General features: G+C 73.2%; 26 protein-coding genes and 1 pseudogene. 16 read left to right on the top strand and 11 right to left on the bottom strand.

Going from position 1 to position 24,174, the window contains the following annotated elements; genetic code table 11:
• Positions 1-44: 44 nt before the first annotated feature.
• The 4 genes from KMS84_RS02175 to KMS84_RS02160 all read right to left on the bottom strand — a co-directional run bounded on the left by KMS84_RS02175 (position 45) and on the right by KMS84_RS02160 (position 2,714).
• Entirely contained in the window at positions 45-665 is a 621-nt protein-coding gene (locus KMS84_RS02175) for a hypothetical protein (protein ID WP_256914269.1), read from the bottom strand.
• 133 nt (positions 666-798) lie between these two features.
• The gene (locus KMS84_RS02170; RefSeq protein WP_256914268.1) at positions 799-1,248 is read right to left on the bottom strand and encodes a hypothetical protein; all 450 of its coding nucleotides are present in this window, start codon (positions 1,246-1,248) and stop codon (positions 799-801) included.
• On the bottom strand, positions 1,245-2,381 hold the full coding sequence (locus tag KMS84_RS02165; protein ID WP_256914267.1) for a molybdopterin-dependent oxidoreductase: 1,137 nt from the start codon (positions 2,379-2,381) through the stop codon (positions 1,245-1,247). The genes KMS84_RS02170 and KMS84_RS02165 overlap by 4 nt, the downstream gene beginning before the upstream one ends.
• Positions 2,382-2,468: 87 nt before the next feature.
• Positions 2,469-2,714, bottom strand: a complete 246-nt coding sequence (locus tag KMS84_RS02160; protein ID WP_438818889.1) for a rhamnogalacturonan lyase family protein — start codon at positions 2,712-2,714, stop codon at positions 2,469-2,471.
• A gap of 211 nt (positions 2,715-2,925) precedes the next feature.
• Between KMS84_RS02160 and KMS84_RS02155 the strand changes: the two genes are divergently transcribed.
• The 5 genes and pseudogenes from KMS84_RS02155 to KMS84_RS02135 all read left to right on the top strand — a co-directional run bounded on the left by KMS84_RS02155 (position 2,926) and on the right by KMS84_RS02135 (position 6,843).
• Positions 2,926-3,360, top strand: coding sequence for a VOC family protein (locus tag KMS84_RS02155; protein ID WP_256914266.1), 435 nt, complete (start codon positions 2,926-2,928; stop codon positions 3,358-3,360).
• A gap of 106 nt (positions 3,361-3,466) precedes the next feature.
• Positions 3,467-3,835 (top strand): annotated as a pseudogene (locus tag KMS84_RS02150) (SDR family NAD(P)-dependent oxidoreductase); the annotation flags it as partial.
• Positions 3,836-4,231: 396 nt separating this feature from the next.
• Positions 4,232-4,759, top strand: a complete 528-nt coding sequence (locus KMS84_RS02145; RefSeq protein WP_256914265.1) for a SigE family RNA polymerase sigma factor — start codon at positions 4,232-4,234, stop codon at positions 4,757-4,759.
• A 118-nt stretch (positions 4,760-4,877) separates the two neighbouring features.
• Entirely contained in the window at positions 4,878-6,113 is a 1,236-nt protein-coding gene (locus tag KMS84_RS02140) for a hypothetical protein (protein WP_256914264.1), read from the top strand.
• A 235-nt stretch (positions 6,114-6,348) separates the two neighbouring features.
• Complete coding sequence (locus tag KMS84_RS02135; protein WP_256914263.1) at positions 6,349-6,843, top strand: Asp23/Gls24 family envelope stress response protein; 495 nt, start codon at positions 6,349-6,351, stop codon at positions 6,841-6,843.
• Positions 6,844-6,891: 48 nt separating this feature from the next.
• On the opposite strand, the gene KMS84_RS02130 is transcribed toward KMS84_RS02135, so the two are convergent.
• Both KMS84_RS02130 and KMS84_RS02125 read right to left on the bottom strand, forming a co-directional pair.
• Positions 6,892-7,482, bottom strand: coding sequence for an HAAS signaling domain-containing protein (locus tag KMS84_RS02130; protein WP_256914262.1), 591 nt, complete (start codon positions 7,480-7,482; stop codon positions 6,892-6,894).
• Entirely contained in the window at positions 7,479-7,853 is a 375-nt protein-coding gene (locus KMS84_RS02125; RefSeq protein WP_256914261.1) for a PadR family transcriptional regulator, read from the bottom strand. The genes KMS84_RS02130 and KMS84_RS02125 overlap by 4 nt, the downstream gene beginning before the upstream one ends.
• Before the next feature lie 242 nt (positions 7,854-8,095).
• On the opposite strand from KMS84_RS02125, the gene KMS84_RS02120 reads away from it, so the two are divergent.
• The 6 genes from KMS84_RS02120 (at position 8,096) to KMS84_RS02095 (ending at position 15,353) form a co-directional block, all read left to right on the top strand.
• Positions 8,096-8,305, top strand: a complete 210-nt coding sequence (locus KMS84_RS02120; RefSeq protein WP_256914260.1) for a tautomerase family protein — start codon at positions 8,096-8,098, stop codon at positions 8,303-8,305.
• 221 nt (positions 8,306-8,526) lie between these two features.
• Positions 8,527-10,386 (top strand): MFS transporter, encoded by a 1,860-nt coding sequence (locus KMS84_RS02115; RefSeq protein WP_306425427.1) that lies wholly within the window; start codon positions 8,527-8,529, stop codon positions 10,384-10,386.
• Positions 10,379-12,286, top strand: coding sequence for an alpha/beta hydrolase family protein (locus KMS84_RS02110; protein ID WP_256914258.1), 1,908 nt, complete (start codon positions 10,379-10,381; stop codon positions 12,284-12,286). The genes KMS84_RS02115 and KMS84_RS02110 overlap by 8 nt, the downstream gene beginning before the upstream one ends.
• Positions 12,287-12,363: 77 nt before the next feature.
• Positions 12,364-12,486 carry a hypothetical protein gene (locus KMS84_RS02105; protein WP_256914257.1) on the top strand — a complete coding sequence of 41 codons (123 nt, stop codon included), beginning with the start codon at positions 12,364-12,366 and terminating at the stop codon, positions 12,484-12,486.
• 137 nt (positions 12,487-12,623) lie between these two features.
• Positions 12,624-14,600, top strand: a complete 1,977-nt coding sequence (locus KMS84_RS02100; RefSeq protein ID WP_256914256.1) for a RiPP maturation radical SAM C-methyltransferase — start codon at positions 12,624-12,626, stop codon at positions 14,598-14,600.
• 93 nt (positions 14,601-14,693) lie between these two features.
• Positions 14,694-15,353, top strand: a complete 660-nt coding sequence (locus KMS84_RS02095) for a DUF5825 family protein (RefSeq protein ID WP_256914255.1) — start codon at positions 14,694-14,696, stop codon at positions 15,351-15,353.
• Positions 15,354-15,433: 80 nt separating this feature from the next.
• Here KMS84_RS02095 and KMS84_RS02090 read toward each other — a convergent pair whose 3' ends face one another.
• Positions 15,434-15,847, bottom strand: coding sequence for a cytidine/deoxycytidylate deaminase family protein (locus KMS84_RS02090; RefSeq protein ID WP_256914254.1), 414 nt, complete (start codon positions 15,845-15,847; stop codon positions 15,434-15,436).
• Between the two features lie 199 nt (positions 15,848-16,046).
• On the opposite strand from KMS84_RS02090, the gene KMS84_RS02085 reads away from it, so the two are divergent.
• Entirely contained in the window at positions 16,047-16,451 is a 405-nt protein-coding gene (locus tag KMS84_RS02085) for a hypothetical protein (RefSeq protein ID WP_256914253.1), read from the top strand.
• Between the two features lie 19 nt (positions 16,452-16,470).
• On the opposite strand, the gene KMS84_RS02080 is transcribed toward KMS84_RS02085, so the two are convergent.
• From KMS84_RS02080 to KMS84_RS02070, 3 genes are all read right to left on the bottom strand, one after another.
• Positions 16,471-17,070, bottom strand: coding sequence for a hypothetical protein (locus tag KMS84_RS02080; protein WP_256914252.1), 600 nt, complete (start codon positions 17,068-17,070; stop codon positions 16,471-16,473).
• An 81-nt stretch (positions 17,071-17,151) separates the two neighbouring features.
• Entirely contained in the window at positions 17,152-17,565 is a 414-nt protein-coding gene (locus KMS84_RS02075) for a VOC family protein (RefSeq protein WP_256914251.1), read from the bottom strand.
• Positions 17,562-18,146, bottom strand: a complete 585-nt coding sequence (locus KMS84_RS02070; RefSeq protein ID WP_256914250.1) for a dihydrofolate reductase family protein — start codon at positions 18,144-18,146, stop codon at positions 17,562-17,564. The genes KMS84_RS02075 and KMS84_RS02070 overlap by 4 nt, the downstream gene beginning before the upstream one ends.
• A 241-nt stretch (positions 18,147-18,387) precedes the next feature.
• Here KMS84_RS02070 and KMS84_RS02065 point away from each other — a divergent pair, with 241 nt between their 5' ends.
• Both KMS84_RS02065 and KMS84_RS02060 read left to right on the top strand, forming a co-directional pair.
• Positions 18,388-19,245 carry a glycoside hydrolase family 16 protein gene (locus KMS84_RS02065; protein ID WP_256914249.1) on the top strand — a complete coding sequence of 286 codons (858 nt, stop codon included), beginning with the start codon at positions 18,388-18,390 and terminating at the stop codon, positions 19,243-19,245.
• A 126-nt stretch (positions 19,246-19,371) separates the two neighbouring features.
• Entirely contained in the window at positions 19,372-19,725 is a 354-nt protein-coding gene (locus tag KMS84_RS02060; RefSeq protein ID WP_256914248.1) for a hypothetical protein, read from the top strand.
• A 48-nt stretch (positions 19,726-19,773) separates the two neighbouring features.
• On the opposite strand, the gene KMS84_RS02055 is transcribed toward KMS84_RS02060, so the two are convergent.
• Positions 19,774-20,154 carry an antibiotic biosynthesis monooxygenase family protein gene (locus KMS84_RS02055; RefSeq protein WP_256914247.1) on the bottom strand — a complete coding sequence of 127 codons (381 nt, stop codon included), beginning with the start codon at positions 20,152-20,154 and terminating at the stop codon, positions 19,774-19,776.
• A gap of 156 nt (positions 20,155-20,310) precedes the next feature.
• Between KMS84_RS02055 and KMS84_RS02050 the strand changes: the two genes are divergently transcribed.
• A complete protein-coding gene (locus tag KMS84_RS02050) occupies positions 20,311-21,162 on the top strand; it encodes a phosphotransferase enzyme family protein (RefSeq protein WP_256914246.1) in 852 nt (283 codons plus the stop codon).
• Positions 21,163-21,522: 360 nt separating this feature from the next.
• Positions 21,523-24,141: a rifamycin-inactivating phosphotransferase gene (gene rph / locus KMS84_RS02045; RefSeq protein WP_256914245.1), complete on the top strand. Its 2,619-nt coding sequence runs from the start codon at positions 21,523-21,525 to the stop codon at positions 24,139-24,141.
• Positions 24,142-24,174 lie beyond the last annotated feature (33 nt).

Genomic DNA, 24,174 nt, shown 5'->3' with positions numbered 1-24,174 from the left:
CGTAGGGCCCCGGACCCGGTCGTGGGCCCTTCCGCTCGCCGACGTCAGGGGTTCGTAAGCCTTTCCGGTTCCCGCACCCGTTCGACCGGCCGGCCCGCGGCCACCGTCAGCGACGCGAACGCCACGGCGAAGCCCACCATGGTGAACACGCCCTTCGGCCAGAAGATATGACTGTCGGTGAACGACCAGCACGCGGCGAGCAGGACGACCGCGCCCGGCAGGACCCGGACGCCGTGCCGCCGCCAGAGCGCCGCGCTGCACGCGAGGGAGGCGACGGCCAGCCCGTACACCCCCGTCAGGCCCAGTGCGTCGCCGGTGGCGAACAGTCGCCCGGCCGCCCCGTGCACACCGTGCTCCACCACCGTCCCGGCGGAGATGCCCGCCACCGCGTCCAGACCGGAGTAGTACGCGGCGAAGCAGAGGCAGCCGGCCCACACGAGCACGGTCAGCACCCCGTCCGCGTCCCGGCGCGGCCTTCCCCACAACGGGACCACCAGACCGAGGACGAGGAGGGGGAAGACGGGCAGCAGGGCGATGTGCAGCCCCGCCCAGTCGCCCGCCGTCGCCGGCGTCAGATGACGGGGGTGCACCAGGCCCGCGGCGGCCAGCAGCAGCGGCGGGGCGGTGACCAGCGCCATGACGCGCGCGGTGCGCAGAGAACTCATCCGCTCACGCTAGGGGCGCGGCGGCGCTGCCGCCCCGGCCACGGGGGCACGCGTAAGACACCTGTAAGACGTCGCCTGTCCGCGTCGCCTGCGACGGGCGCGTGACGGTGCGTCGGGCGGCCGGACCGGCGCGTCACCGGCCGGGTCGGTCGGGTCGGTCGGATCGGTCGGGTCGGTCGGATCGGTCGGGTCGCCGCCGCCCGTGCACGACCTGCCGCCCGGCCGCCCACAACGCCGTCCCCGCGGCCACGGCCGCCAGGGCGATCAGCCAGTTGCGCGGGTAGTCGAGCGGCAGCACCGACGGGTTGGCCGTCCTGCCCGGTCGCAGCAGCACCGGCAGCGCCACCGCCGTCAGCGCTCCCGCGACGAGCAGAGCCCCGCGCACCGGTCCCCTCGCCCGCCGGCGCACCAGCACCAGCCCGGCCAGCAGCACCGCGGGAGCGACGACCAGGTCGTGCAGGAGGACGGCCCCGCCCAGCCAGACCAGCACGCCGATCGGGTCACGCACGTCCGCCAACAGGTAGCCGCCGACGCCCATGAGCGCCACACCGGCCGTGCCCACCAGCACCCGCGCCGCCTTCACGCCGTCACCTCCAGCCGGCCGACCCACTTGGTCTGCAACACGCCCGGCCGGTTCGGGGCGATGAGCCGCGCCGGATATCCGTGGTCGGCGTCGAGTTCCTCGCCGTTCAGCCGCAGGGCGATCAGGGTCAGCGGGTCGCGGGCGTGCTCGCGTCCCATCTCCGACACCCGGTAGCCGCCGCGCAGTTGCAAGGACACCACCCGCACCCGCGCATGGTCCGGCGCCTGCGCACGCTCCAGCAGATCGACGACGCGCACGCCGCTCCAGCGCGCCGACTTGCTCCATCCCTCGACGCACGCGATCGGCAGTTCCACCTCGTGCTGCGGCAGGGCGCGCAGCTCGTCCAGGGTGAGGGTGTAGGGCCGCGGGCCGGAGACCACCAGCCGGTAGGCCTCGTCGGGGATCCTGCCGACGCCGGCCGCCGCGGCGGTGCGGTTCACGGGCAGCGACTGGGGGCCCTTGTCCGGATCGCGGGGCGCGAACAGCAGGAAGTCCTTGAGCGGGGTGAACGACTGGCCCACGGTGGTGAGCGTGACGGCTCCGACCGCCGCGCCCACCGAGGCCAGCAGCGAGCGCCGGTCCGGTCCGTCCTGCGCGGGCAGGGCGAGCGTCCCGGGCGAACGGCGGGTCCAGTGCGCCCTGATCTCCGGCGCCTTGACGGCCACGTGCAGCACCAGCGCCCCGGCGACGAGCCAGGCCACCGCGTAGTGCACGGGCACGAACGAGAAGGGCCACGGGTACCACTGGGCCGTGTTCAGCAGGCCGGTCGAGACCTCGAAGACGGCGCCGGCGACCAGCACCGCCACCGACAGCCGCTCACAGGCGTGCCCGACCGACCTCAGCGCCGGCCGGACGAACAGACGCGGATACACCGTCCACAGCTTGGCCAGCAGCAGCGGGACGGCCGCGATGCCGGAGGCGACGTGCAGGCCCTGGCTGAGCCGGTACCCCCAGACCGGGCGGCTCGGAACGAGGTCGGCCGCATAGGCGGGCGGATGCTGCATGACATGACTGATCAGCCCGGTGACGAAGCACAGGGCGAACGCCACCCCGAGCCAGCGGCCGATCGACGTCGCGGTGCGCGGATCGTGCAACCGGCCCCGGAACGCCGGCGGAGACACGTGCGGTTTCATGTCCCCATCTCACCTGGGTGATCGACCGGACCGGAACCATGAAACCCTTACGGAACAGGGACGTCCCCCGGGCGGCCCGACCGGAGGTCAGGGGGTGTGGACGGCCGGGCGGGGCGGTGTGGGCATGTCGCCGCCGATGAGGGACGCGCCGGTCGCGGAGCGCAGCGTGGTGTCGGAGGCGGACCACGCCTCGGCGCCCGGACTGCCGGCGTAGACGTAGACGTCGGCGGCGACGCCCCGGCCGTTGTCGGATCCGCCCGCCGTCTGCCACAGGATCCGTCCCGTGCGCGCGTCCGCCATCCACGAGCCCGGTTCGCCGGAGTCCTCGGACACCTTGAACGAATGGACCGGGCGACCGCCACCCGGGCCTCGCTCGTCGCTTACGTCAAGGCACTCAAGGCCACCGGAGGGCACGGCTTCACCCAGGCCCGAACGCGGTCGGTGACCCCTGGATCTCTCCCAGGGCCTCGTACCTGACCACGGGGCCATCGTCCGCACGGAAAACGGGAGTTGCCCGGGGTGGCGCCCCTGTTACGGTGACGTGATGACGACGATCAAGCAGTTCCAGGTCACCTTCGACTGCGCGGAACCCGAGCGCGTGGCCCGCTTCTGGTGTGAGGTGCTGGGGTACGTCGTACCGCCGCCGCCCCAGGGATTCGACACCTGGGACGACTACAACGGCACGCTGCCGCCCGAGAAGCGCGGGGCATGGTTCGCGTGCGGCGATCCCTCGGGCGTGGGACCGCGACTGTACTTCCAGCGCGTCCCCGAGGGCAGGACCGTCAAGAACCGGGTGCATCTCGACGTGCGGGTCGGCACCGGCCTCGTGGGTGAGGAGCGACTCGCCACGCTCAAGGCCGAGTGCGAGCGACTGATCGCGCTCGGCGCGACATGCGTGCAGGTCCTCGTCGCCGACGACGAGAACGAGTCCTGCATCGCGATGCAGGACATCGAGGGCAACGAGTTCTGCCTCGACTGAACGACCCGACGCCACGCGGCACGCGGGCGGACACGGACGCCGGATACCGGAAGCCGGGCGCCGCGACGAGTGGGCGCGTGCGGCCGGCTCATCGGTGCTTCGACCGAGGGAGCACGGCGGCGGCGCCATCGTCGACATCTCCTCCCATCTGGGCGCGCACCTGCGGATCCCGAACACGGCCCCGTACATCACCTCGAAGGCGGCGGTCTCCGCGCTGACCCGCGCCGCCGCGCTCGACCACGTCCACCAGGGCATCCGCATCAACGCCGTCAGCCCCGGCACCTCCGCCGCGCCCATGTCGCTGCGGCCCGGCGAGAGCGAGGCCGAGCGTGCCGAGCGCGTGAAGACGGGAAACCCGCTCGGCCGGGTCGCACAAGCCGAGGAAGTGGCGGCCGCGGTGCTCCATCTCGCCTCCCCCGCGGCCGGCGCGGTGGTCGGCGCCGACCTGGTCGTCGACGGCGGCGCGTCGGCCTGACGCGGCCCGCGGGTTCGCGCGCCCGTAGACATCGCGGGTGGCCCGCGGGCATGGTCCACGACGGCCGCGATCTGGCACAGAGCGCGCACCCCCTCAAAGGTTGCACTCCAACTCGGCGATATCGGACGCGAGTTGCGTCCGGTCATCGCGTCAAGGAGCACCGGACGTCCTCCACCCGCTGACCGGTCGGCGGTGCGGTGGCGCGGGGCGCTCGCCGGGCCGCCCTCTCCGCCGCGCCCCGGCGCAGCCGATTCCGGCTCCACCAGGGCGTTCGCGCGTCGGCCGCGTCTGCTCCGCGGTGCGGGCGGGGCCCCTTGTCGCACCCGTCTGAAACATTTGGCGAGGCCCGGCGCGTCTGTGAGGTGTAGACCGACGGAGAGGTGCCGAGGGGTGGGAATGAGAAGGTCCCGGACATCGTCCCGGACAGAGGAGTTCAGGGAGTTCGCGACCGGACGGGCGGGGCATCTGCATCGTGCCGCCTGTCTGCTCACCAGCGGTGACACTCATCTCGCCGAGGATCTGGTGCAGGAGACGCTCAGCCGGATGTACACGGTGTGGGGGCGCGCGTCCCGGATCGACAATCCTGCGGCGTACGCGCAGGCCGTGCTCGTGCGTACGTTCCTGACGCACAAACGACGGTACTCCGCGTCCGAGCGCCCCCTGGCCGTGCTGCCGGACGCGCCGATGCCCCGGAGCGGCGACGATCCGGCGCTGCGGCTCGCCCTGTTGGAGGCCCTGCGTGAACTGCCGCCCAAGGACCGGGTGGTGGTGGTGCTGCGGTACTGGGAGGACCGCAGCGTGGAGGAGACGGCCGACGCGATGAACGTGAGTTCCGCCGCGGTGCGCACCCGGTCGACGCGGGCGTTGACGAAACTCCGCGAGCGGCTCGGGGGCAGTCTCACCGAGCTGATCGCCCCGGGCTGACTCGCGCCGTCCGGCTTCCGGCGGCCCTTCCCGGCGTCTGTCCCGACGCCTGTCCCGCCGTCCGTCCCAGGCGCTGTCCTCCTCATCTCCGCGACGACTCAAGATCTGGTGGTTCCCCATGCCTTTCGAAGACGAACTCGGAAAGCTGCTCGACGACACGGCGGGTTCGTTCACCGCCGACCGCGACGCCCTGGCGGAAGGCAGCCTGGTGCGCGGCCGCCGCCGACTGGCCCGGCGCCGCGCCTCCGCCGTGGCCGCCAGCGCCCTGGCCGTCGTGCTCGCGACGACCGCCGGAGTCCACCTGGTCGGCGGACAGGACCGCGACGGCCGGAGCGGGAACCCGGCCTCGCCCTCGCCCTCGCCCTCGCCCCCGCCGCCGCCCTCGCCCCCGCCGCCGCCCTCGCCCGGAGGCGTCTACGGGCACTTCGCGGTCAGCGCCAAGGACATGCGGAACATCCTCCGCAACGGCCTGGGGACGATCTCCGGGGTCGTCGTCGAGCACCCCCAGGTCAAGGGGACGGGCAGCACCGGGGCGAACCGGCCCGCGACGGCCTCCATCGACTTCCGGGACGGGTTCGGCGCGGCGAGGGTGAGCCTGTCCGTGCGCCGCGTCGACCCGGCGCCGGCGGACCTGAAGCAGTTCATCACCTGCCCGCCCGAGGAGGACTCACCGTTCGAGGAGTGCACGACCCAGCCCGACAACCGGGCCGTCAAGGGGTACACCGAGGCGGGCAAGTCGGGCGGGATCAGGAAGTGGGAGGTCACGATGCTCTCGTCCGACGGGTACCTCATCGACGTCGCCACCCACAACGTGGCGGGCCCGGGTGAGCCGGTGACCCGCGCCCCCCGTATGACCCCCGCCAAGCTGCGCAACCTTGCGGCGTTCATCGACGGCGCCTTCACCCGCGCCGGCGCGCCGAATCCCCTGGGGACGGTCGAGCCCGGCTCTTCATCCGAGCGGGGCGACATCCTGCCCCTGCTCAAGGACCTGTTGCCCCGACGCCTGCACATCCGCTCGGAGGGCGGCACCGGAGGCGACGGCCACGTGGTCGTCGTCGATCCCGGGACCGGCAGGCAGACGTACGTCGAGGCCCTCCGCATCGCCGGTGAAGAGGAAGTGTGGAACGGGATGCTCCCCGACGGCACGAAGATCGGCACCCGGCATCTGACCGGCACGCGGCCGGGAGTCGTTCGGCTCCGGGCCGACGCGCTGCGCCCGAACGGACTGTGGATCTCCGTCTCCGCCTACAACGCGGCGAGCCCGAGCTCGGCGAAGAGCGGCGACGCCCCCTTGCTCACCGCCGCCGAGCTCAAGGTCATCGCCACCAGCCGGACGTGGCTTCTCGCCCGCTGACCGTATCGGTGGGCGGGCTCGACCCGGGCCCGACGGCCGGGCCCAGGGCCGGGGGCATGGCAACTCCGAGGGACCAGCGGGGGGGGACGGCGTACCCGGTGCGGGAAGGACGGGACCGTCGGGCTCGACGGAGAAGAGCCACGCTCCCCCGCCGTGTCCGGCTCCCGTTCACCGTCCGCCCGGGGCGGGTACCCGGGGCGGGCAGAGCAATCGGACGAAGGCCGAGGCGATCGTCATGACGGAGACCACCACCAGCGTCGGCCCGGCCGGTCGGGCCGAGGCGGGCGTGAGCACGCTGAAGGGCCGCACCGGTTCGGGCGCACCGGCACAGAGCAGGGGAAAGACCACCATGGCGGACGGCGTGGTGGCCAAGATCGCGGGCCTGGCAGCCCGCGAGGTACCGGGCGTCCACCGTCTCGGCGGAGGGGTGTCCCGCGCCTTCGGCGCCATGCGTGACCGCGTGCCCGGCGCGGGCGCAGGCGGCGCGGTCACGCGAGGGGTGAAGGTCGAGGTGGGCGAGCGCCAGGCCGCCGTCGACCTGAACCTCGTCGTCGAGTACGGCGCCTCCATCGTCGACGTGGCCGGTGATGTGCGCGGCGACGTCATCGGCGCGGTGGAGCGGATGACCGGCCTGGAGGTGGTGGAGGTGAACATCGCCGTCGACGACGTCCACCTTCCCGACGAGGAGGAGGAAGAGGAAGCCGACCGGGGTGAGGGGCGCGTCAGGTGAACCACCCGCCGAGACACTCGCCCCGTGGTCCGCGCCGTCACCCGGTGCTCAGGCGCGGCGGACCCGCCACAGCAGGACGGAGGCGCCGGTCAGCACGGCGAGCGTGACCAGGTTGGCCACCAGAGACGGGGTGCCGGCCGGGGCTCCCGACAGGTTCCAGGCGGTGATGACGGCGCTCGGCAGGACGGCGGTGACCAGGACGCCGGTGGTCTTCTGCACCGTGGTCCAGTGCACCGACGTGCACAGGAGAACCGCGCCGGCGATCCGGAACAGCACGCCGATCGCCGGCCCGGGCAGGTCGGGGAAGACCATCATGAAGGGCAGCGACAGGGTGAGCATCAGCAGCGGGACCGAGGGGTGGACCTTGCCCCGGCCGGCGGGAGCGTCGTCGCCGCTCCGGGTCGCGGCGCCGGCCACCCCGCTCCCCGCCTCGGCCAGCGCCGTCGCCGCGATCGTGCGGGGGTCTCCCAGCTCGGTCAGTATCTCGCCGATCGGGGCGTCGGGGCGTTCGGCCCGCGTCACCTCGATGTGCTCGGCGAGGTCGGCGAGGAGTTCCTGACGGCGGTCGGCGGGGAGGGCGGAGCCCTCACGTTCGACGGCGGAGAGGTAGTCGCGAACGCGGTCGGCCGAGATCTTCATGCGGGGTCTCCGGTGGGTGGGTGCGGGGCGGTCAGGAAGGCGTCGACCGCGTCGCGGAACCCGGGCCAGACGCGGGTGAACTCGTCGAGCGCGGCCCGGCCGCTGTCGGTGAGCGCGTAGTAGCGGCGCGGTGGTCCGGAGGCGGATTCCTGCCAGGTGGTGGTGACCAGGTCGTCGCGGCGGAGCCGGGAGAGCAACGGGTAGACCGTGCCCTGGCTGGTGGCCAGGGCCCCGGACTCCTCCAGGGCATGGAGAAGCTCCACACCGTAGCGGGGGCGGTCCCGCATCAGGGCGAGTACGCAGTACTCCAGGACGCCCTTGCGCAGCTGGGCGGCGGCCCGAGCCTGCTTGGTCGAATCACCTGGTTCCATGCGATGCAAGCTACCTGGTCCGACAAGCAGATGCAAAACCCGTCTGCTGTTCCCGCGTCCATCGGAACACCGGGCCGCCGGGCCGCCGGGCCGTCGGGCCGTCGGGCCGCCCCGGGCCGCCGACGCAGGGGATCGCATCCCCTGGCTCCGTCGGGCGGCGTCGCGCATCGTGGTGAGCGCGACCGACGCGCACGCGCACTCGCTCGCGCACCCTCCCGACCTCGCTCCCAGGAGAGACACCCATGCCTTTCGCCAACTTCAAGGTTCCCGCGGGCACCGTCAGCGCCGAGGACAAGAAGAAGATCGTCGAGCGCACCACCGACCTGTATGCGGAGATCTACGGTGAGCGGGCCCGCCCCCACACCGTCGTGCTGGTCGAGGAGGTCGCCGACGGCGGGTGGGGCTTCGGCGGCGCCGTCCTGACGGCGGCCGTGCTCAACGGCGACGCCTGACCTCCGCCTCGGCCGCGGGGCCCGGCGCGTCGACGCCGGACCCCGCACAGGGCCGTGACGCGCCGGGAAAGCCACCGCCGACCCGTGAGCCCGGCCGCGCCTCGCGTTTCTGGCCGAGATCCATCGCCCCCCAAGGTGGATTGTCGGCCAATGCCTCCCGTCGTCGGCGCGGGCGCGAAAGCGCCGACGCGAGGCGCGACGGACTCGGCACGACGCGGCTGATGGCCCATCACCGCCCCTTCCATGCCGGGGAGTTCGGCTGCGCAATCGTTGCTCGGACGGTGCGCCTCGGGCCGGACCCGCTACATCCGGACTGCCGAAGGCCGATGCGTGCCGCGCCGCGGAAACCGCCCTCCCGCCGCGAGCGCAGGCATGCACGGCGCCCGCGCCCCTGTGCGCCTGTGAAGCGAAACGCGCCGCACCGGGAGCAGCCGCCGCGGATCCCCCCGGGTCCCGCGCGCCCGCCATGGGCCCACGGACGGATCACGTCGGCCAGTCGATCCTCGGCCATATCGGCTTATTGGACGGAGATGGCGCACTGTTCGGTACTTGTCGCCGGAGTCGCACGCTGGCTAGGCTCCCGCTCGTTTTCACGATTCGCGCACGTTTTCTACGCACGGCACACGGGGACCGGCCGCGCCCTGCGGCATGGGCCCCCAGGCGTACGGGGGGTGGGGAACGTCGACGGGTCGCCGGTTCGCCGGTCTTCGGACCGTCCCGTACCACCGTGTGCCGCGGACCCCGCCGCCGAGCCGTCGCACCGCGCGCGCCGGCTGAGACCGGGGACCGTTGCGCCCGCTCGGGCCCCTCGCGACCTCAGGACCCTGTGGTGGGTGAACGCCGTCGACGGTCTCGGCAGCCAGGCCTCCGGACTCGTCCTGCCCCTGCTGCTGCTGGAACTCGGCCACAGCCCGGGCACGGCTGGTTCGCTGGCCACCGCCACGGCGCTGAGCGGCGTCGTCCTCGGGCCGATCGTCGCGGTGCCGGCCGACCGGGGACGGCGGCGGCGTCTCATGACGGGGTCGGCGGCGCTCGCGGCCCTGTGCACGGGGGTGCTGGCCCTGACCTGCCTGGGCCGGCCCGCGTTATGGGTCGTGCTGGCGCTGGCGCTGGCCGAGCGGCTGTGCGCGGTGGTCCACGAAGCCGCGTCGCGCGGAGCCCTCGTCCACCTGGCCCCGGCCGACGAACTGCCGCGGGCGGCGGCCGGGATGCAGGTGGGCGACCAGATCGCCCTCGTCGCGGGTCCGGTGCTCGGCGGGGTCCTCTTCCAGCTCGCCCGGCCCCTGCCGTTCCTGGCCGACGCTCTCTCGTACGCGGCGGCCGCGCTCGGCGTCCGGTCGATCCGCACCCCCCTCGACACACCGCTGCCCGAGCGGGACTCACCCGCCCGCGCGCCCGGCGCTTCGGCCGATCGGGGTCCTCGTGGGCGCGAGGCGTGGACCGCGTGGAAAGCCGCAGTGACGGCGGGCGTGGTGACGGTGGGCCGCTCGCCCGTCCTACGGCTCGTCCTGATCTGGACGTCGACCGCCGGGGGCACCCTGACGCTGCTGTTCTACACCGCGCTGTTCCGGCTGGGCTCCGAAGGCCACGGCCACGGAGCCGCCGTCGGCGGCGTGCTCGCCGCGTCCGGGGCCGCCGGACTCCTGGGAGCGCTGATCGCGGCGCCCGCGGTACGCCGGGTCGGTGCGGGACGGCTGCTGACCCTGTCCGCCTGGCTGCTGCCCGTGCCGTGCGGCTCCCTGGTGTGGGCGGACGACGCGATCGGCTGGGGAGTGGCGTTCGCCGGGATCTCCCTGCTGGTGCCGCTGGTCACGGTCGTCCTGTCCAGCGTCGCCATCGCGAGCACGCCGGTGGACCTCCAGTCACGGGCGGCGGGTGTGGTCGGCTCGGTGTCCGCGCTGGCCGCGGCGGGCGCCCCGGCCCTCGCCGCGCTCATGGTCACCGTGGGCACGCTCCGCACGCCGGTGTTGCTGTGCACCGTCCTGTTCGGTGCGCTGGCCGTGTACACGCAGGTGAGGGCTCCGGGGCTGCTGCGCTCGCGAGCCGGGTCCGCCGCCGGAACGGGAGACGGGCATGAGTGACGCCTTCAGGGTCTTCGTCGGCTCGCTGCCGGAAGTGTGCCCGAGCGACGCCCGGCGCATGGTGCTGACGGCTGACGCCGGCGGCCGCTGCGAGGTCTTCACGTGGGACGCGGCCAGCCGCAGCGTGCGCCAGGTCACCGACCGCCCCGAGGGCACCGTGCACCACGCCGTCGACGCCGACGCGTACGTGTGGTGGTTCGACGAGGACGCCGACGGCCGCGGGCGCTGGTGGTTCGAGCCGTTCGACGGCGGCTGGCGACTGCCCGGTCTGCCGGGAGCGCCCGCGGGATCGCCCAGGGGGCTCGCGGTGACGGCCGACGGAACGGTCGCCGCGGCGCTCGCGCCCCGGCACGGGGGCACGAGTCTGCTGGTGGGACGGCGTGGCCGGACACCGCGCGAGGTGCTCCGCACGGCCGGGCAGGCCCGGCTGGGGGGCATCACACCGGAGGGCGATCTCCTCGCCCTCGCCACGGTGTCCGACGGCGACGCGAGCGTCGTCGTCGTGGCGGCCTCGGGTCGGGTGCTCGCCACCCTGCCCGGCCCGGACGGCCTCGGCGACGGCTCCGACGACCACGAAGCGCCCGACGCCCGCGAGGACCACGAAGAGCCCGACGCCCGCACGGGAACCGGCGGCCGGTTCTGGTGCCGGGGCTTCTCGCCGCGGCCGGGCCGCCGGGAACTGCTGCTGGTGCACGAACTGCGGGACGGCTACGAGCTGGCGACGTGGACGGCGCACCGCGGTCTGGTCACCCACTCCTGGTGCCGGTTCGACACGGAGATCACCGCGTCCTGGTACCCCGACACCGATGAAGTGCTCGTACGGCAGGAGCGCCACGGCCGGTCGCTGCTGCACCGGGTGTCCCTGCCCGACCGCACCCGCCGCGTCGTCCCCACCCCCGCGGGCACCCTGCTCGACGCGGCCGCGCGGCCCGGCGGGGGGCTGCACTACCTGTGGACCGACACCGCCCACCCGCCCGTGCTGCGCTCGACCGACGAGATCGCGCTCCCGGCGCCCGGTCCCCTGCCCCACGTGCCCGGTCACCACACCGAGCTGTGGACCCCCACGCCCCACGGCCGCGTCCACACCCTCCTCAGCCTGCCCGAAGAGGCGGCGAACGGAGACGGTCCCGGCGCCGGTCGGATTGCCGACGGCGCCGCGCCGCCGACCGTGTTCCTGGTGCACGGCGGACCCGCGGACCACGACCGGGACGCCTACGACGCCACCGTGCACTCGCTCGTGGCCTCCGGATACGCCGTGGCGCGGGTCAACTACCGCGGCTCGACCGGCTACGGCCCCCGCTGGCGGCGGGCGTTCGGCACGGACGTCGGCCACGCCCAGGTGGACGACCTGGCCGCCGTGCGCGCCGACCTCGTCCGCCGCGGACTCGCCGACGACCGGGCGACCGCCCTGTGGGGGGTGTCCTGGGGGGCGTACCTGGTGCTCCTGGCGCTCGGCGCCCGCCCGCGGACCTGGCAGGCGGGCATCGCGGTGAAGCCCGTCGCCGACTGGGTGAGCGCCCACCGGCTGACCACGCCGGCCCTGCGCGCCCTGGACGTCCGCTGGTTCGGGGGCACGCCGGAAGAGGTGCCGGACCGGTACTCCCGCAGCTCCCCGCTCACCTTCGCGGCGCAGGTCCGGGCGCCGCTGCTGCTCGTCGGCGCGGAGCGGGACGTGAAGTGCCCGCCCGAGCAGATCCGCAGCTACGCCGCCGCGCTGACCGCCGCGGGCGTGGCGCACGAGGAGCTGTGGCTCGACACCGGACACGACGGCTACGACGGCGCCGCGCACGTCGCGGTGCTGCGCCGCTCCCTGACCTTCCTGCACTCGCGTCTGCCCCCACCGGTGGCGGACGCCCCCTCGCGTCCTCCGGCACCGTCCGGAGGACCCCGGTCCCGCTGATGCACACAGCGGGACCGGGTCGTGCACAGCACCACCCGCCCGAAGAACACGCCATGAACCCGAGAAGGAGGACGACCATGCAGAAGGACATCATCCACAACGACCCGCTCGAGGGCGACGAGGAGAACCGGAAGCCGGGCATCGGCATCACCATCACGATCCCGTTCCGCAACGCCGCCGAGAGCGACGACGAGGAGTGACCCACGGCCCGGCCGGCCCGGTCCGACCCGGGCCGGGCCGGCCGGGCTCCCCGCCGGGCGCTTCGCGCGTCCCGTGATTCCCCGGCGCCCGTCCCGCCTCCCGTCCCGCCAGCCGCCCGCGCTCCGAGGAGCCCACCGTGCGCGTTCTTCTCGTCAACATGCCCTGGTCCCCGATGGACCTGCCCTCACTGGCGCTCGGCATCCTGAAACGCAGCGTCGACGAACACGTCCCGGACGCCACGTGCGAGGTGCTGCACGCCAATCTGGAGTTCACCGACTGGATCACCGGTCGCACCGAGTTCACGGCCGAGGACTACGACTACTACGCCCTGTCCTCCTACTTCCTCGGCTGCGGGGACTGGGTGTTCTCCTCGGCGCTCTACGACGACCCGGAGTGGCGGGACTCGGAGTTCGTCGAGGCCATGACGCCCAAGCTGCGCCGGTCCCGGATGCGCATGACCCGGGAACTGCACCGCGTCGTGCCGGAGTTCGTCGCGGAGATCGCCCAGCGCGTCGTGGACCTGGAGCCCGACGTGGTCGGGTTCACCTCCACCTTCCAGCAGAACACGGCCGCCCTGGCCGCGGCCCGCCGGATCAAGCACCTCGCCCCGCACGTCGTCACCGTCATGGGCGGGGCCAACTGCGACGCCGAGCAGGGCGCCGCCGTCCACCGCAACTTCCCGTTCGTGGACTACGTGGTGCGCGGCGAGGGCGAGGACGCCTTCCCCCGGCTGCTGAACGCCCTGCGCGACGACGACCCGGCCGCCGCGGCCTCGATCCCGGGCCTGTGTCACCGCACGTCCCGGTCGGAGCACACCGCCAACCCCATGCCCACCGGGCCGTTGCCCCCCGCGGCGATCCTGCCGCCCGACTACAGCGGCTACTTCGAACGTCTCGCGGCGTCCGTGGCGCGCAACTGGGTGGAGCCGAAGCTGGTCGTCGAGGGCGCGCGCGGCTGCTGGTGGGGCGAGAAGCACCACTGCACCTTCTGCGGCCTGAACGGCTCCTTCATGCAGTTCCGCAGCAAGAGCCCGGACGTGTTCTACCAGGAGATCATGGACCTGGCGGAGCGGCACCGCGTGCTGGACATGTACGTCGTCGACAACATCCTCGACATGCGCTACCTGTCCACCGTGCTGCCCCGCATCATCGACAGCGGCTACGACCTGCGCATGCACATCGAGATCAAGGCGAACATGCGGCGCCCCCAGCTCCAGGTCCTGGCCGACGCCGGGCTCATCTACGTCCAGCCGGGCATCGAGAGCCTCAACAGCCGGGTGCTCGACCTGATGGACAAGGGGGTCAGCGGCTGCCAGAACGTGCGCATGCTGCGCGACGCGGCGGAGACCGGGCTGTCGGTGTCGTGGAACTACCTGCACGGCTTTCCCGGCGAGACCGCGGAGGACTACGAACCCGTCATCCGGCAACTCCCGGCCCTGGAACACCTCAACCCGCCGGTCGACCTGTCCGCCCGCATCGCCATCGAACGCTTCAGCCCGTACTTCAAACGCCCCGAACTGGGCTTCACCGGACTACGGCCGGAGGAGCACTACCTGTTCACCTACGACCTGCCCGAGTCGGAACTGCACGACCTGGCCTACGTGTTCCAGGCGCCGGAGCGCGGTATCACCGAGCCCACGGTGACCCTCCTCAACGACGGCATCGCCGCCTGGAAGAAGCACCACGCCGACGCCCGCCTCACCCATACCGACCTGGGCGAGCGGATCGTGCTGGTGAGCAGGAGGCCGTCGTTCGGCTGGCGGACCCTGCAACTCACCGACCCGCTGGAGACCGCGCTCTTCCGCCTCCTGGACCAGCCGCACACCGTCGTCGCCCTGCACCGCAAGCTGACCTCGGCCGCAGCCTCCGCCGACGGGGCGCCGTGCACGCCGCACGAGGTGGAGGCGCTGCTGAAGGAGTGGGTCGCGCACGGCATCGTGTTCACGGACGCGGGCCAGTACGTGCACATCGCCCCCGCCGCCGTGAACCAGGACCTGCTGCGACTGGACTACATGCGCCACGCCCACACCCGCGATGAGGCCGACGCCGCCGTCGCAGCCACCGGCGCCGTCGACGCCGGCGCCACGGCCGAGCCGGCGCCCGTACCGTCCTGAGCACCGCTTCCCCTCCCCCGCCCCGCCCCCGTCCTCCGGCCGGGCTCCGGCCGCACGGCCGCCCGGCTTCGCGACCCCGACGAAGGACCGCACATGACAGCCACCGCACCGCATGTCACCGTCCGAGCGTGGCGCGACCTCGATCCGCAGGCCCGTGACCTGCCGGGCATGTCGCTGGGAACCCTCCCGGTGACCTCGCAGCCCCGGCAGGTCGACCGGCTGTGGGACCTGGGCGTACGCCATGCCGAACTGGACACCGTCGTCGACCTGTCCAACGACGATCCCGCGTCGCACCGGCGGGTCGTCGAGCGGCTGTGCCTGGTGCGCGACCTCACCGCGCGCGCCGTCTCCGTCGACTGGGACCTCCGACTGTCTCCCGGGGAGTCCGCCCACCAGTGGAAGGTGCTGTCCCACCTGCAACCGCCCCGCACCGTCACCGGTCTCGACGGCGCCGAGGAGGCGCTGCACGCCTGGCGGACCCGGCACTACCTGTGCAAACTGGTCTGGCGTCAGGGGCCGGGCTTCCTCCAGATCCGCGACCGCCGCTGGGGCGACCTGCGTCGCTTCACCGCCGAGGAACCCCGCTACCGCGAAGCCGTCGACCTGCTGCTCACGGGCGCCCACCACACCGACGTGCCGGCCGACGTGCTCGAGGAGTTCACGGCCGAGCACCTCGTCCTGCGCGTCGGCGAGCTGGCGTGGTGGCTGCCCTACCGGGTCTCCCGCTGGCTTCAGGAAGCCATGGCCGTGTGAACCCCGACCCCTGCCCCTGCCCTCTCGGATCCTCCCGGCGCTGCCCGGTCCTACTCGGCGCTGCCCGGTTCTGCTCGGCGCTATTCGACGTCGAGCTGGTGGTCGGCCCAGACGTAACCCGCGGGCAGCAGTTCGGAGATGAGCGCGGTGCGGACGCCGTCCTGGTCGCCGACGATGACCTTGACGGCGGGAAAGTAGTCGAGGAGGACCTGACGGCACCGGCCGCAGGGGGGCACCACGCCCCGGTCGCGGTCGCCCACGGCGACGATCGTGTCCAGTTCGTAGATCCCCTGCGCGGCAGCGGCGCCGACGAGGACCAGCTCGGCGCAGGGACCTCCCGTGAAGTGGTAGGCGTTCACCGCGGTGACGATCCGGCCGTCCCGGGCGCGGGCCGCGGCGGCCATGGTGTGGTTGTCGCCCCGGCAGCGGGTGCGGGCGACGTGCGCCGCGGCCTGGACGAGTTCGTGGTCGATCGGGTGGGTCTGCGTGGTCATCTTCTCCGCCTTCGTGGTTTCTCCGGCGACGCTGACGGGCCGGACGCGGACGCGCAACCCGATTTCCGCCTCCGGCAGGGGGCCGGGTCCCGAGGGCGCCCTGTTCCGGACCGTCGTCTGCTCGCAGGTGTTCTGCCATGCTGGGAGTCGCCGTCGTCGTCGACGTCCGACATCGTGCCGCGGGGGCGAGGGGGTGGGCATGGAAGGTCGTGAGGCCGGCGGGGAGCCCGGTCGAGGCGGCGGGGCCTGGGGCTGGTTCCTGGCCTGGCTCGCGGTGGGGGCGTGCGCCGGGACCGGAGTCGCCGCGCTGCTGTCGGTCGGCGTCGTCCTGTTGCCGCCGGCCGCGGTCGCGGCGGGTCTCCTGCTGCGGAAGGGCCCGGGGAACGCGGTCGCGGGGCTGTCGGCCGGTCTCGCCGTGCCCCTCTTCTACCTCGCCCACCTCAACCGGGACGGTCCGGGGAACGTCTGCCGCACGACCGCCGACGGACAGTCGTGCACCGACGAGTACGCTCCGGTCCCGTTCCTCGCCGGCGGCGTCGTTCTCCTCTGCGCGGGCCTTCTGGTCTTCATCGTGCTTCGCCGCGGAAGCGGGAGAACCCGCTGACCCTGCCTCGCGACGGCCGTCACCAGTTCTTCTCGGCGGTGGTCTTGGCCGGGCCGAGTACCTCGACGTGGCCGTGGTCGCCGTAGACGGCTTCGCGCCAGTGGGCGAACACGGCGGCGGCGCGGTCGGCCCGTTCCTCCTCGCCCACGCCGTAGTCGACCCGCACGACGGCCTCGCTGCGGGCGCCGCCCGCGGGCACACGGACACGGACGCTCGTCACGTGGGAGGCGATGGCGGAATCCGCCGCCGAGGCGTCCGTGGCGAGGTAGGCGCGGAATTCGCGGAGCATGGGGAACCAGCGGTGCGGACCGTTCGCCGGCTCGCTCCCCTGATCGTCCGTGGTGGTGTCCGGGAGAGTGCCCTGATCGTCGGAGGTGGTGTCCGGGAGGGTCCCCTGGTCGTCGGTCGTGGTGTCGGGGAGTGTGCCCTGGTCGTCGGTCGTGGTGTCGGGCAGGGATCCCTGGTCGTCGTCGCTGGTCCCGTCCGTCGTGGACGATCCCTGTCCCGCCCCGGCCCCCGCCCGGGCCCCCGGGTGTTCCGTGCCGCAGGCGGTGAGCGGCAGACAGCAGCAGGCGAGCAGCAGCGCCGCCGACGCCCGCCGCATCATGGTCTTCTTCATCCGAGGCTCCCCCTTCACACGGTGAGAGCGCTGTGCGCGGCCCCGGGTTCCCTCGATCACGTGCGGCGACGGCGGAAGCGGTCAGGAGAAGTCCGCGTCGGTGATGCCGTCGGGGTGTCCGGGCGGCCACTGCACCAGCTCGATCCGGTAGCCGTCCGGGTCGGTGAGCCACGACGTCTTGGGGCCGCGGGGGCCGCCCGGGTACGCGACGGGTCCCGGTTCCAGACCGGCCCCGGCCAGCCGCTCCAGGGTGGCGGCCAGCGTGTCCACCTGGATCGCGAGGTGGTCGAAGCCGGTGCCCACGTCGACGCGTCCGGCGGAGGGGCGGTGGACCAGTTCGAGCGAGGCCGCCGGCTCGTCGGGGAACCCGAGGATCACGAGGTGACCCGCCTCGCCGCCCTGGACCCTGCCCACTTCGACGTAGCCCAGCGCGGTGTAGAAGGCGAGCGAGCGGTCCAGGTCGGTGACCCGGTAGGACACGAACAGCGTCTTCACGCGGCCTCCTCGGTGCGACGCACCCGGTAGCGCAGGTGCGTGACGTCCCGGTCGTCGAGCCGCCGGACGAGGTCGAGCTCGATGTGGTCGCTGCCCAGGTGGGCGAAGAGTCGTCGGCCCTCCCCCAGGAGGACCTGGACCAGGTGGATCTCCATCTCGTCGAGGTGCCCGGCTCGCAGGAGCGCTTGGGCCGCGCCCGCCCCGTGGACCATGACCGGCCGGTCACCGGCGGCCGCGCGGGCCGCACGGGCGCAGGCGTCGACGTCGGTGACGAACCGCGCGTGGCCGGGCGGCACGTCGCCGTCGTCCACCTGGTGGGTGAGGACGAAGATCGGCACACCGTCGTGGTGGTCGCCCTGCCAGCGCCCGGCGAGCTCGAAGGTCCGACGGCCGGAAATCACCGCGCCGGTCGCCAGCGCCTCGCGGTGGACCTGCCCGCTGGGGCCGTCGGAATCACGGTCGTCGAGCCAGTTGAAGAGGCGTCCTCCGGCGCGCCCGAGCTCCTGGCCCGGGCGGTCGTCCGGACCGGCCACGAAGCCGTCGAGCGACATCGACATGTACAGCCGGATCGGATTGTTCATCGCGCTCTCCGCCTCTCCTCCACGGCAGGGGGCCTGCCTGCCCCGAGCCCCCGCCGGACGGGGGCGTCGAAGGGGAGACTCCGGGCGGCCGGCGGACTCATCGCCCCGACGGGGGTGAATCGCCGGGCACGGCCGGGCAGGGCTGCGAATGGCATGGCCCGGGCGGGTGGCGCACCGTTTGCTCGGCTATCGTCTTCGGGCCACGGCCTCCGGGCCGGCACGACCTCCGGGAGCAGCGCACATGAGACGACGTACCGCCTGGGCCCTGCTGCTGGCGCTGACCGTCCTGCTGTGCGGGTGCGGCTCCGACGACGAGGACGCGCCCTCGCCGTCGGCCGCGGACGAGCCCTTCTGGCGGGCGGAGTTCGACGGCGGGGCGGGCACTCGCCCGTCGGCGGCCTCCTGGAACACGGAGACGGGGAACCGGGACGCCGAGGGCTGGGGCAACGACGAACTCCAGTACTACACGGACGAGTCGGCCAACTCCTCCCTCGACGGCGAGGGGCATCTCCTGATCTCCGCGCGGCCTGCTCCCGCAGGATCCCGACTGCCTTGCTACACGCGGCAGTTCTGTCCCTGGACGTCGGCCCGGCTGACCACCGAGGGGAAAGCGGCCCTGACCCATGGACGCGCCGAGATCCGCGCGAAGCTCCCCACCGGCACGGGCCTGCTGCCGGCGATCTGGATGCTCGGCGACAACGGGGCCGAGTGGCCCGCCCAGGGTGAGCTGGACATCTGCGAGGTGGTCGGCGGAGAACCGCGAACGGTCTACGGCACCGCGCACGGGCCGACCTACTTCAACGAGAACGGCATCGGCGGCTCCCTCACCCTTCCGGCCGACGCGTCGCAGACCTTCCACACGTACGCCGTGGACAAGCAGCCGCGGCGGGTCACCTGGTCCGTGGACGGAAAGCCCTACTTCACCCTGACGCCCTCGAAACTGCCCGCACCGCGCGACTGGGTCTTCGAACAGGACATGCACCTGCTGCTCAACGTCGCCGTCGGAGGCGACTGGCCCGGCCCGCCCGACGCCTCCACGCCGTCCGCCGCGACGATGACGGTCGACTACGTGCGCTTCTACGGCACGGGCCGGGCGTGACCCCGATCCGCGGGCGGACCGGCACGCCGGGAGCCCGGCGCCCGGCGCCCGGCATGACACTTGTCATGCGCAACGCTGGACGTACGCCACTGAAGCTCAAGTACCCCCGCCCGTAAGGTACTTCCCATGACGAAGAACAGCAGCGAGAAGCCCGGGAAGACCGATGTGAAGGTGAGCCTGATCGGCGGTCACCGCCTGGAGGGCGCCACGCTCCACGAGCGGACGGTCACCGCCTCCCTCATCGGCGGCGCCGACGTCGACCTGACGGACGTCGACATCCCCGACGGCGCCGAGCTGCGCATCACCAAGCTGAGCCTGATCGGCGGTGTCAGCCTCAAGGTCCGCGACGACGTGCGGGTGGAGGTGCACGGGCTGCGTCTGGGCGGAGTGCGCGACGACGGCCCGAGCCGGCCGGGCGGCCCCACGGTCCGCGTCGACGCCTGGGGCCTGATCGGCGGGGTCTCCGTCACCCGCCCCTGAGAGGAGCGCGCGGGCGGCACGGCCGGGTGGCCTTGCCGCGCGGGCCGGTCAGCCCGCCGACGGGCTCTGTCCGGTGTCTCCCCGCACGAAGCCGTGACTGCGCTCCACCTTCGCCACGTGCAGGGTGTAGCTCCGGTACCAGTCGGCCCGCCCGCGTTCCTGGGCCGCGCGGTGCTCGGCGTCGCTCCGCCACTGGGCGAGGGCGTCCGCGTCGCGGAAGTAGCCGACGGTGATGCCCAGCCCGCCGGGGGTCTGCGCGTGGTCCGTCCCGAGGAACCCGGGGACGTCCTTCACCAGGTCCTCCATGCGGGCGTTGGTCTCGCGGTAGCCGCTCTGCTCGTCGGTTCGCACGGTGGTGAAGACCGCCACGTAGTAGGGCGGTTCAAAGGCCTCGACGGGTGCGACAGGCGCTTCCGGGTGATCGCTCATGGCGCCACCGTAGGACGGGACGCGACCGACGATCCAGCGAGTTCGGCGACGGGGACGATCCGTCGGCCGACATCATGTGACGGGTGGACCGGGAAACCCGGCCGGCGTCGTCGGCGTCCCGCGTCGGGACCGCGTCCGGAAAGGGGACTTGCGACGATGCTGGCGCAGGAGAGGGTGCGCGCGGTGGCCGCGGCGCGTGCGATCGCCGCGGCGCTCGGCCTGGCGGCCGACCACGTGACGGTGCTTCATGACTCGAACAAGCTCACCGTGCGTCTGCTGCCCTGTGACGTCGTGGCCCGGGTGGCTCCCGTCGCGCACCAGGTCGCCCGGTTCGAGGTCGACCTCGCTCGGCGGCTCGCCGCGTCCGGGTGCCCGGTGGCCCTGCTCGACCCCCGGGTGGAGCCACGTGTCCACGAACGCGACGGCTTCGTCGTCACGCTGTGGACCTTCCACCAACCCGTGGCCTCGCGAAAGGTGTCACCACCCGACTACGCCCGCGCGCTCGAGCGGCTGCACGCGGGTATGCGCCGGATCGACGTCCCGGCGCCGCACTTCACCGATCGCGTCGAGGAGGCCCAGCGACTCGTCGCCGACCCCGGCCGCACCCCGGAACTCTCCGCCCCCGACCGCGAGTTGCTCGACGGCGCCCTGCGGAGTCTGCGACGCGTCGTCGAGGGTCACGGCGGCGCCGAACAACTGCTGCACGGCGAGCCGCACCCGGGCAACGTGCTCGCCACGGCCCACGGAGTGGTGTTCGTCGACTTCGAGACGTGCTGCCGTGGGCCGGTCGAGTTCGACCTCGCCCACACCCCGGAGGCGGTCGACCGGCATGTTCCGGGGGTCGACGAACACCTGCTGCGCGCATGCCGGGTCCTCGTCACGACGATGGTCACCACGTGGCGCTGGGACCGGGACGACCGGTTCCCCGACGGGCGTCGGCTGGGTGTGGAGGGCATCGCCCGGATCCGGGCGGCGCTCGGCAACGGGGTCTTCGACCTGCCCGGATGATCCCGCTCGCGGCCCCGGGCCACGCCCTTCGACGGGGCGCGGCACCCGGCGCGGAGCAGCCCGAGAACGACCCGAAACCAGCGAAGGCAAGGAGAAACCTCTCCTTGCCTCTCCCAAGTTATAGCGCGCCAGGGGGCTTGCCGCAAGGCCCGGGTCGGGGCGCAGAATCGTCGGCCGAGGCCACCACCTGCGGAAATGAGGGCGTGACGTGCTTGTGTTGTTGTCGACGTACGGGGGACGCGGTGACGTCGAACCGGCGGGGGGACCGACCGCGGGAGGGCGGGCGCTCGGGGACGCGCCGGTGAGGCGACCGGGCGGCGCCGCGGGACGGGGCGGCACGGACGCGTCGGAGGTGTCGCGGTGAACGGGCCGTACGTGCTGGACCTCGAGGACGTCGACGTCGGCCGGATCGCGGACGTCGGCGGCAAGGGCGCGCATCTGGGCGCGCTGTCGCGGATCGACGGCGTGCGGGTGCCGGACGGTTTCTGCGTGACGACGGACGCCTTCCGAAGGCTCAGGGCCGAGGCGCCGTCGATCGACGAACAGCTCGAGGGGCTGGCGTGCCTGGAATCCGACGACCGGGAGGCGGTCCGCACGCTCAGCGCACAGCTCCGCCGGACCATCGAGGAGACCGCCGTCCCCGGCGACATCGCGGCGGAGATCACCGGCGCGCTCGCCCGCTTCGGTGAACAGGCCGCCTACGCCGTGCGCTCCAGCGCGACGGCGGAGGACCTGCCGACGGCCTCCTTCGCCGGCCAGCAGGACACGTACCTGAACGTCATGGGGCCGGCGGCGGTCCTCCAGCACGTCAGGAGGTGCTGGGCCTCGCTGTTCACCGAACGGGCGGTGACCTACCGTCAGCGCAACGGCATCGACCACCGCGCGGTCCACATGGCCGTCGTCGTGCAGCGGATGGTCGTTCCCGAGGCGTCCGGCATCCTGTTCACCGCCGACCCCGTCTCGGGCAACCGGAAGGTCGCCACCGTGGACGCCGGCTTCGGCCTCGGCGAGGCCCTGGTCTCCGGTCTGGTGAACCCCGACGTCTACAAGGTGCGTGACGGCGAGATCGTCGACAGGGCGATCGCCGTCAAGCAGCGTGCCGTGCGGGCCCTGCCGGGCGGCGGCACCCGCGACGTGGCGGTCGACGCGGCGCGGCAGCAGGAGCCGGCGCTCACGGATGCGCAGGTCGTACGGCTGGTGCGGCTCGGGCGGCGGATCGAGGAGCACTTCGGCCGGCCGCAGGACATCGAGTGGTGCCTGGTGGACGACGGCTTCCGCATCGTGCAGAGCCGACCGGTCACGACGCTCTTCCCCGTCCCCGAGCGGGACGACGAGGACAACCACGTCTACATCTCCGTCGGACACCAGCAGATGATGACCGACCCGATGAAGCCCCTGGGGCTGTCGGTGTGGCAGCTGACGGCCATGACGCCGATGCACGAGGCCGGCGGAAGGCTGTTCGTCGACGCCACCGCGCGGCTCGCCTCGCCCGCGAGCCGTGCAGCGCTCCTCGATCTCGTCGGCAGGGGCGATCCGGTGATCAGGGACGCGCTGGAGACGATCCTGGACCGCGACGGCTTCGTCCCCTCGCTCCCCGACACGGGCCCCGTCGGACCGCCGCCCGGTGGCGCGCCCGCGCCGATCGCGACCGATCCGGCCGTCGTCACCGAACTCGTCGAGCGCAACCGGGCGGACGTCGCCGCCCTGAAGCGCGCCATCCGGACGAAGACGGGACCGGCGCTGTTCGACTTCCTGCTGGAGGCCTTCCAGGAACACAAGCGGGCACTCGGCGACCGGCGGAGCATGCAGGCGATCATGGCCGGCATGGAGGCCACCTGGTGGCTGAACGACACCTTGCAGGAATGGCTCGGCGAGAAGAACGCGGCCGACACGCTCACGCTGTCCGCGCCCGGCAACATCACCTCGGAGATGGGGCTCGACCTGCTCGACGTCGCGGACGCCATCCGCCCGCACAAGGACGTGGTCGCGTTCCTCCAGGGCGTCAAGAACGACGACTTCCTCGACGAGCTGGGCGAGTTCGAGGGCGGGACCGAGGCGCGCGAGGCCATCGGGGCCTATCTCGACCGCTACGGCATGCGCTGCGTCGGCGAGATCGACATCACCCGGCCGCGGTGGAGCGAGCGCCCCACCACGCTCCTGCCCGTCATCCTCGACCACGTCCGCAACTTCGGGCCGGGCGCGGCCGAGCAGCGCTTCGAGCGCGGGCGGAAGAAGGCGCGGCAGAAGGAGCAGGAGGTGCTGTCCCGCCTGCGGGCCCTGCCGGACGGGGAGTCGAAGGCGGCCGAGGCCAAACGGACGATCGACCGGCTCCGCACGTTCATCGGGTACCGGGAGTACCCCAAGTACGGCATCATCAGCCGCTATTTCGTCTACAAGCAGGCGCTGATGGGCGAGGCCGAGGGCCTGGTGCGGGACGGCGTGCTGACCGAGGCGGAGGACGTCTTCTACCTGACCTTCCAGGAGTTCCACGACGCCGTGCGCTCGCGGCGGGTGGACGACGGCCTCGTGCGGCGGCGCAAGGAGGAGTTCCGCTCCTATGAGGCGCTCACCCCGCCGCGGGTGCTGACGTCCGAGGGCGAGGCCGTGAGCGGGGCCCACCGCCGCGACGACGTGCCGGACGGCGCCCTGACCGGTCTGGCGGTGTCCGCCGGGACCGTCGAGGGACGGGCCCGGGTCGTCCTCGACATGGCCGACGCCGATCTGGAGGCGGGCGACATCCTGGTCACCGCCTTCACGGACCCCAGCTGGTCGCCGCTGTTCGTCGGCATCGCGGGCCTGGTGACGGAGGTGGGCGGCCTGATGACCCATGGCGCGGTGATCGCCCGGGAGTACGGTCTGCCGGCCGTCGTGGGCGTGGAGGGGGCCACCCGCCTGATCCGGGACGGCCAGCGGATCCGCGTCCACGGGAGCGAGGGGTACGTCGAGATCCTGAGCGGCGGGGAACAGCCTCCGGCGTGAGCACCCGGCGCGCGCCGCCGCCCCCCACGAGCC

The organism is Streptomyces hilarionis, from assembly GCF_024539675.1.
Classification (GTDB): Bacteria; Actinomycetota; Actinomycetes; order Streptomycetales; family Streptomycetaceae; genus Streptomyces; species Streptomyces hilarionis.
The sequence above is the reverse complement of the archived record's forward strand: the minus strand, read 5'-3'. Positions and strand labels throughout refer to the sequence as shown.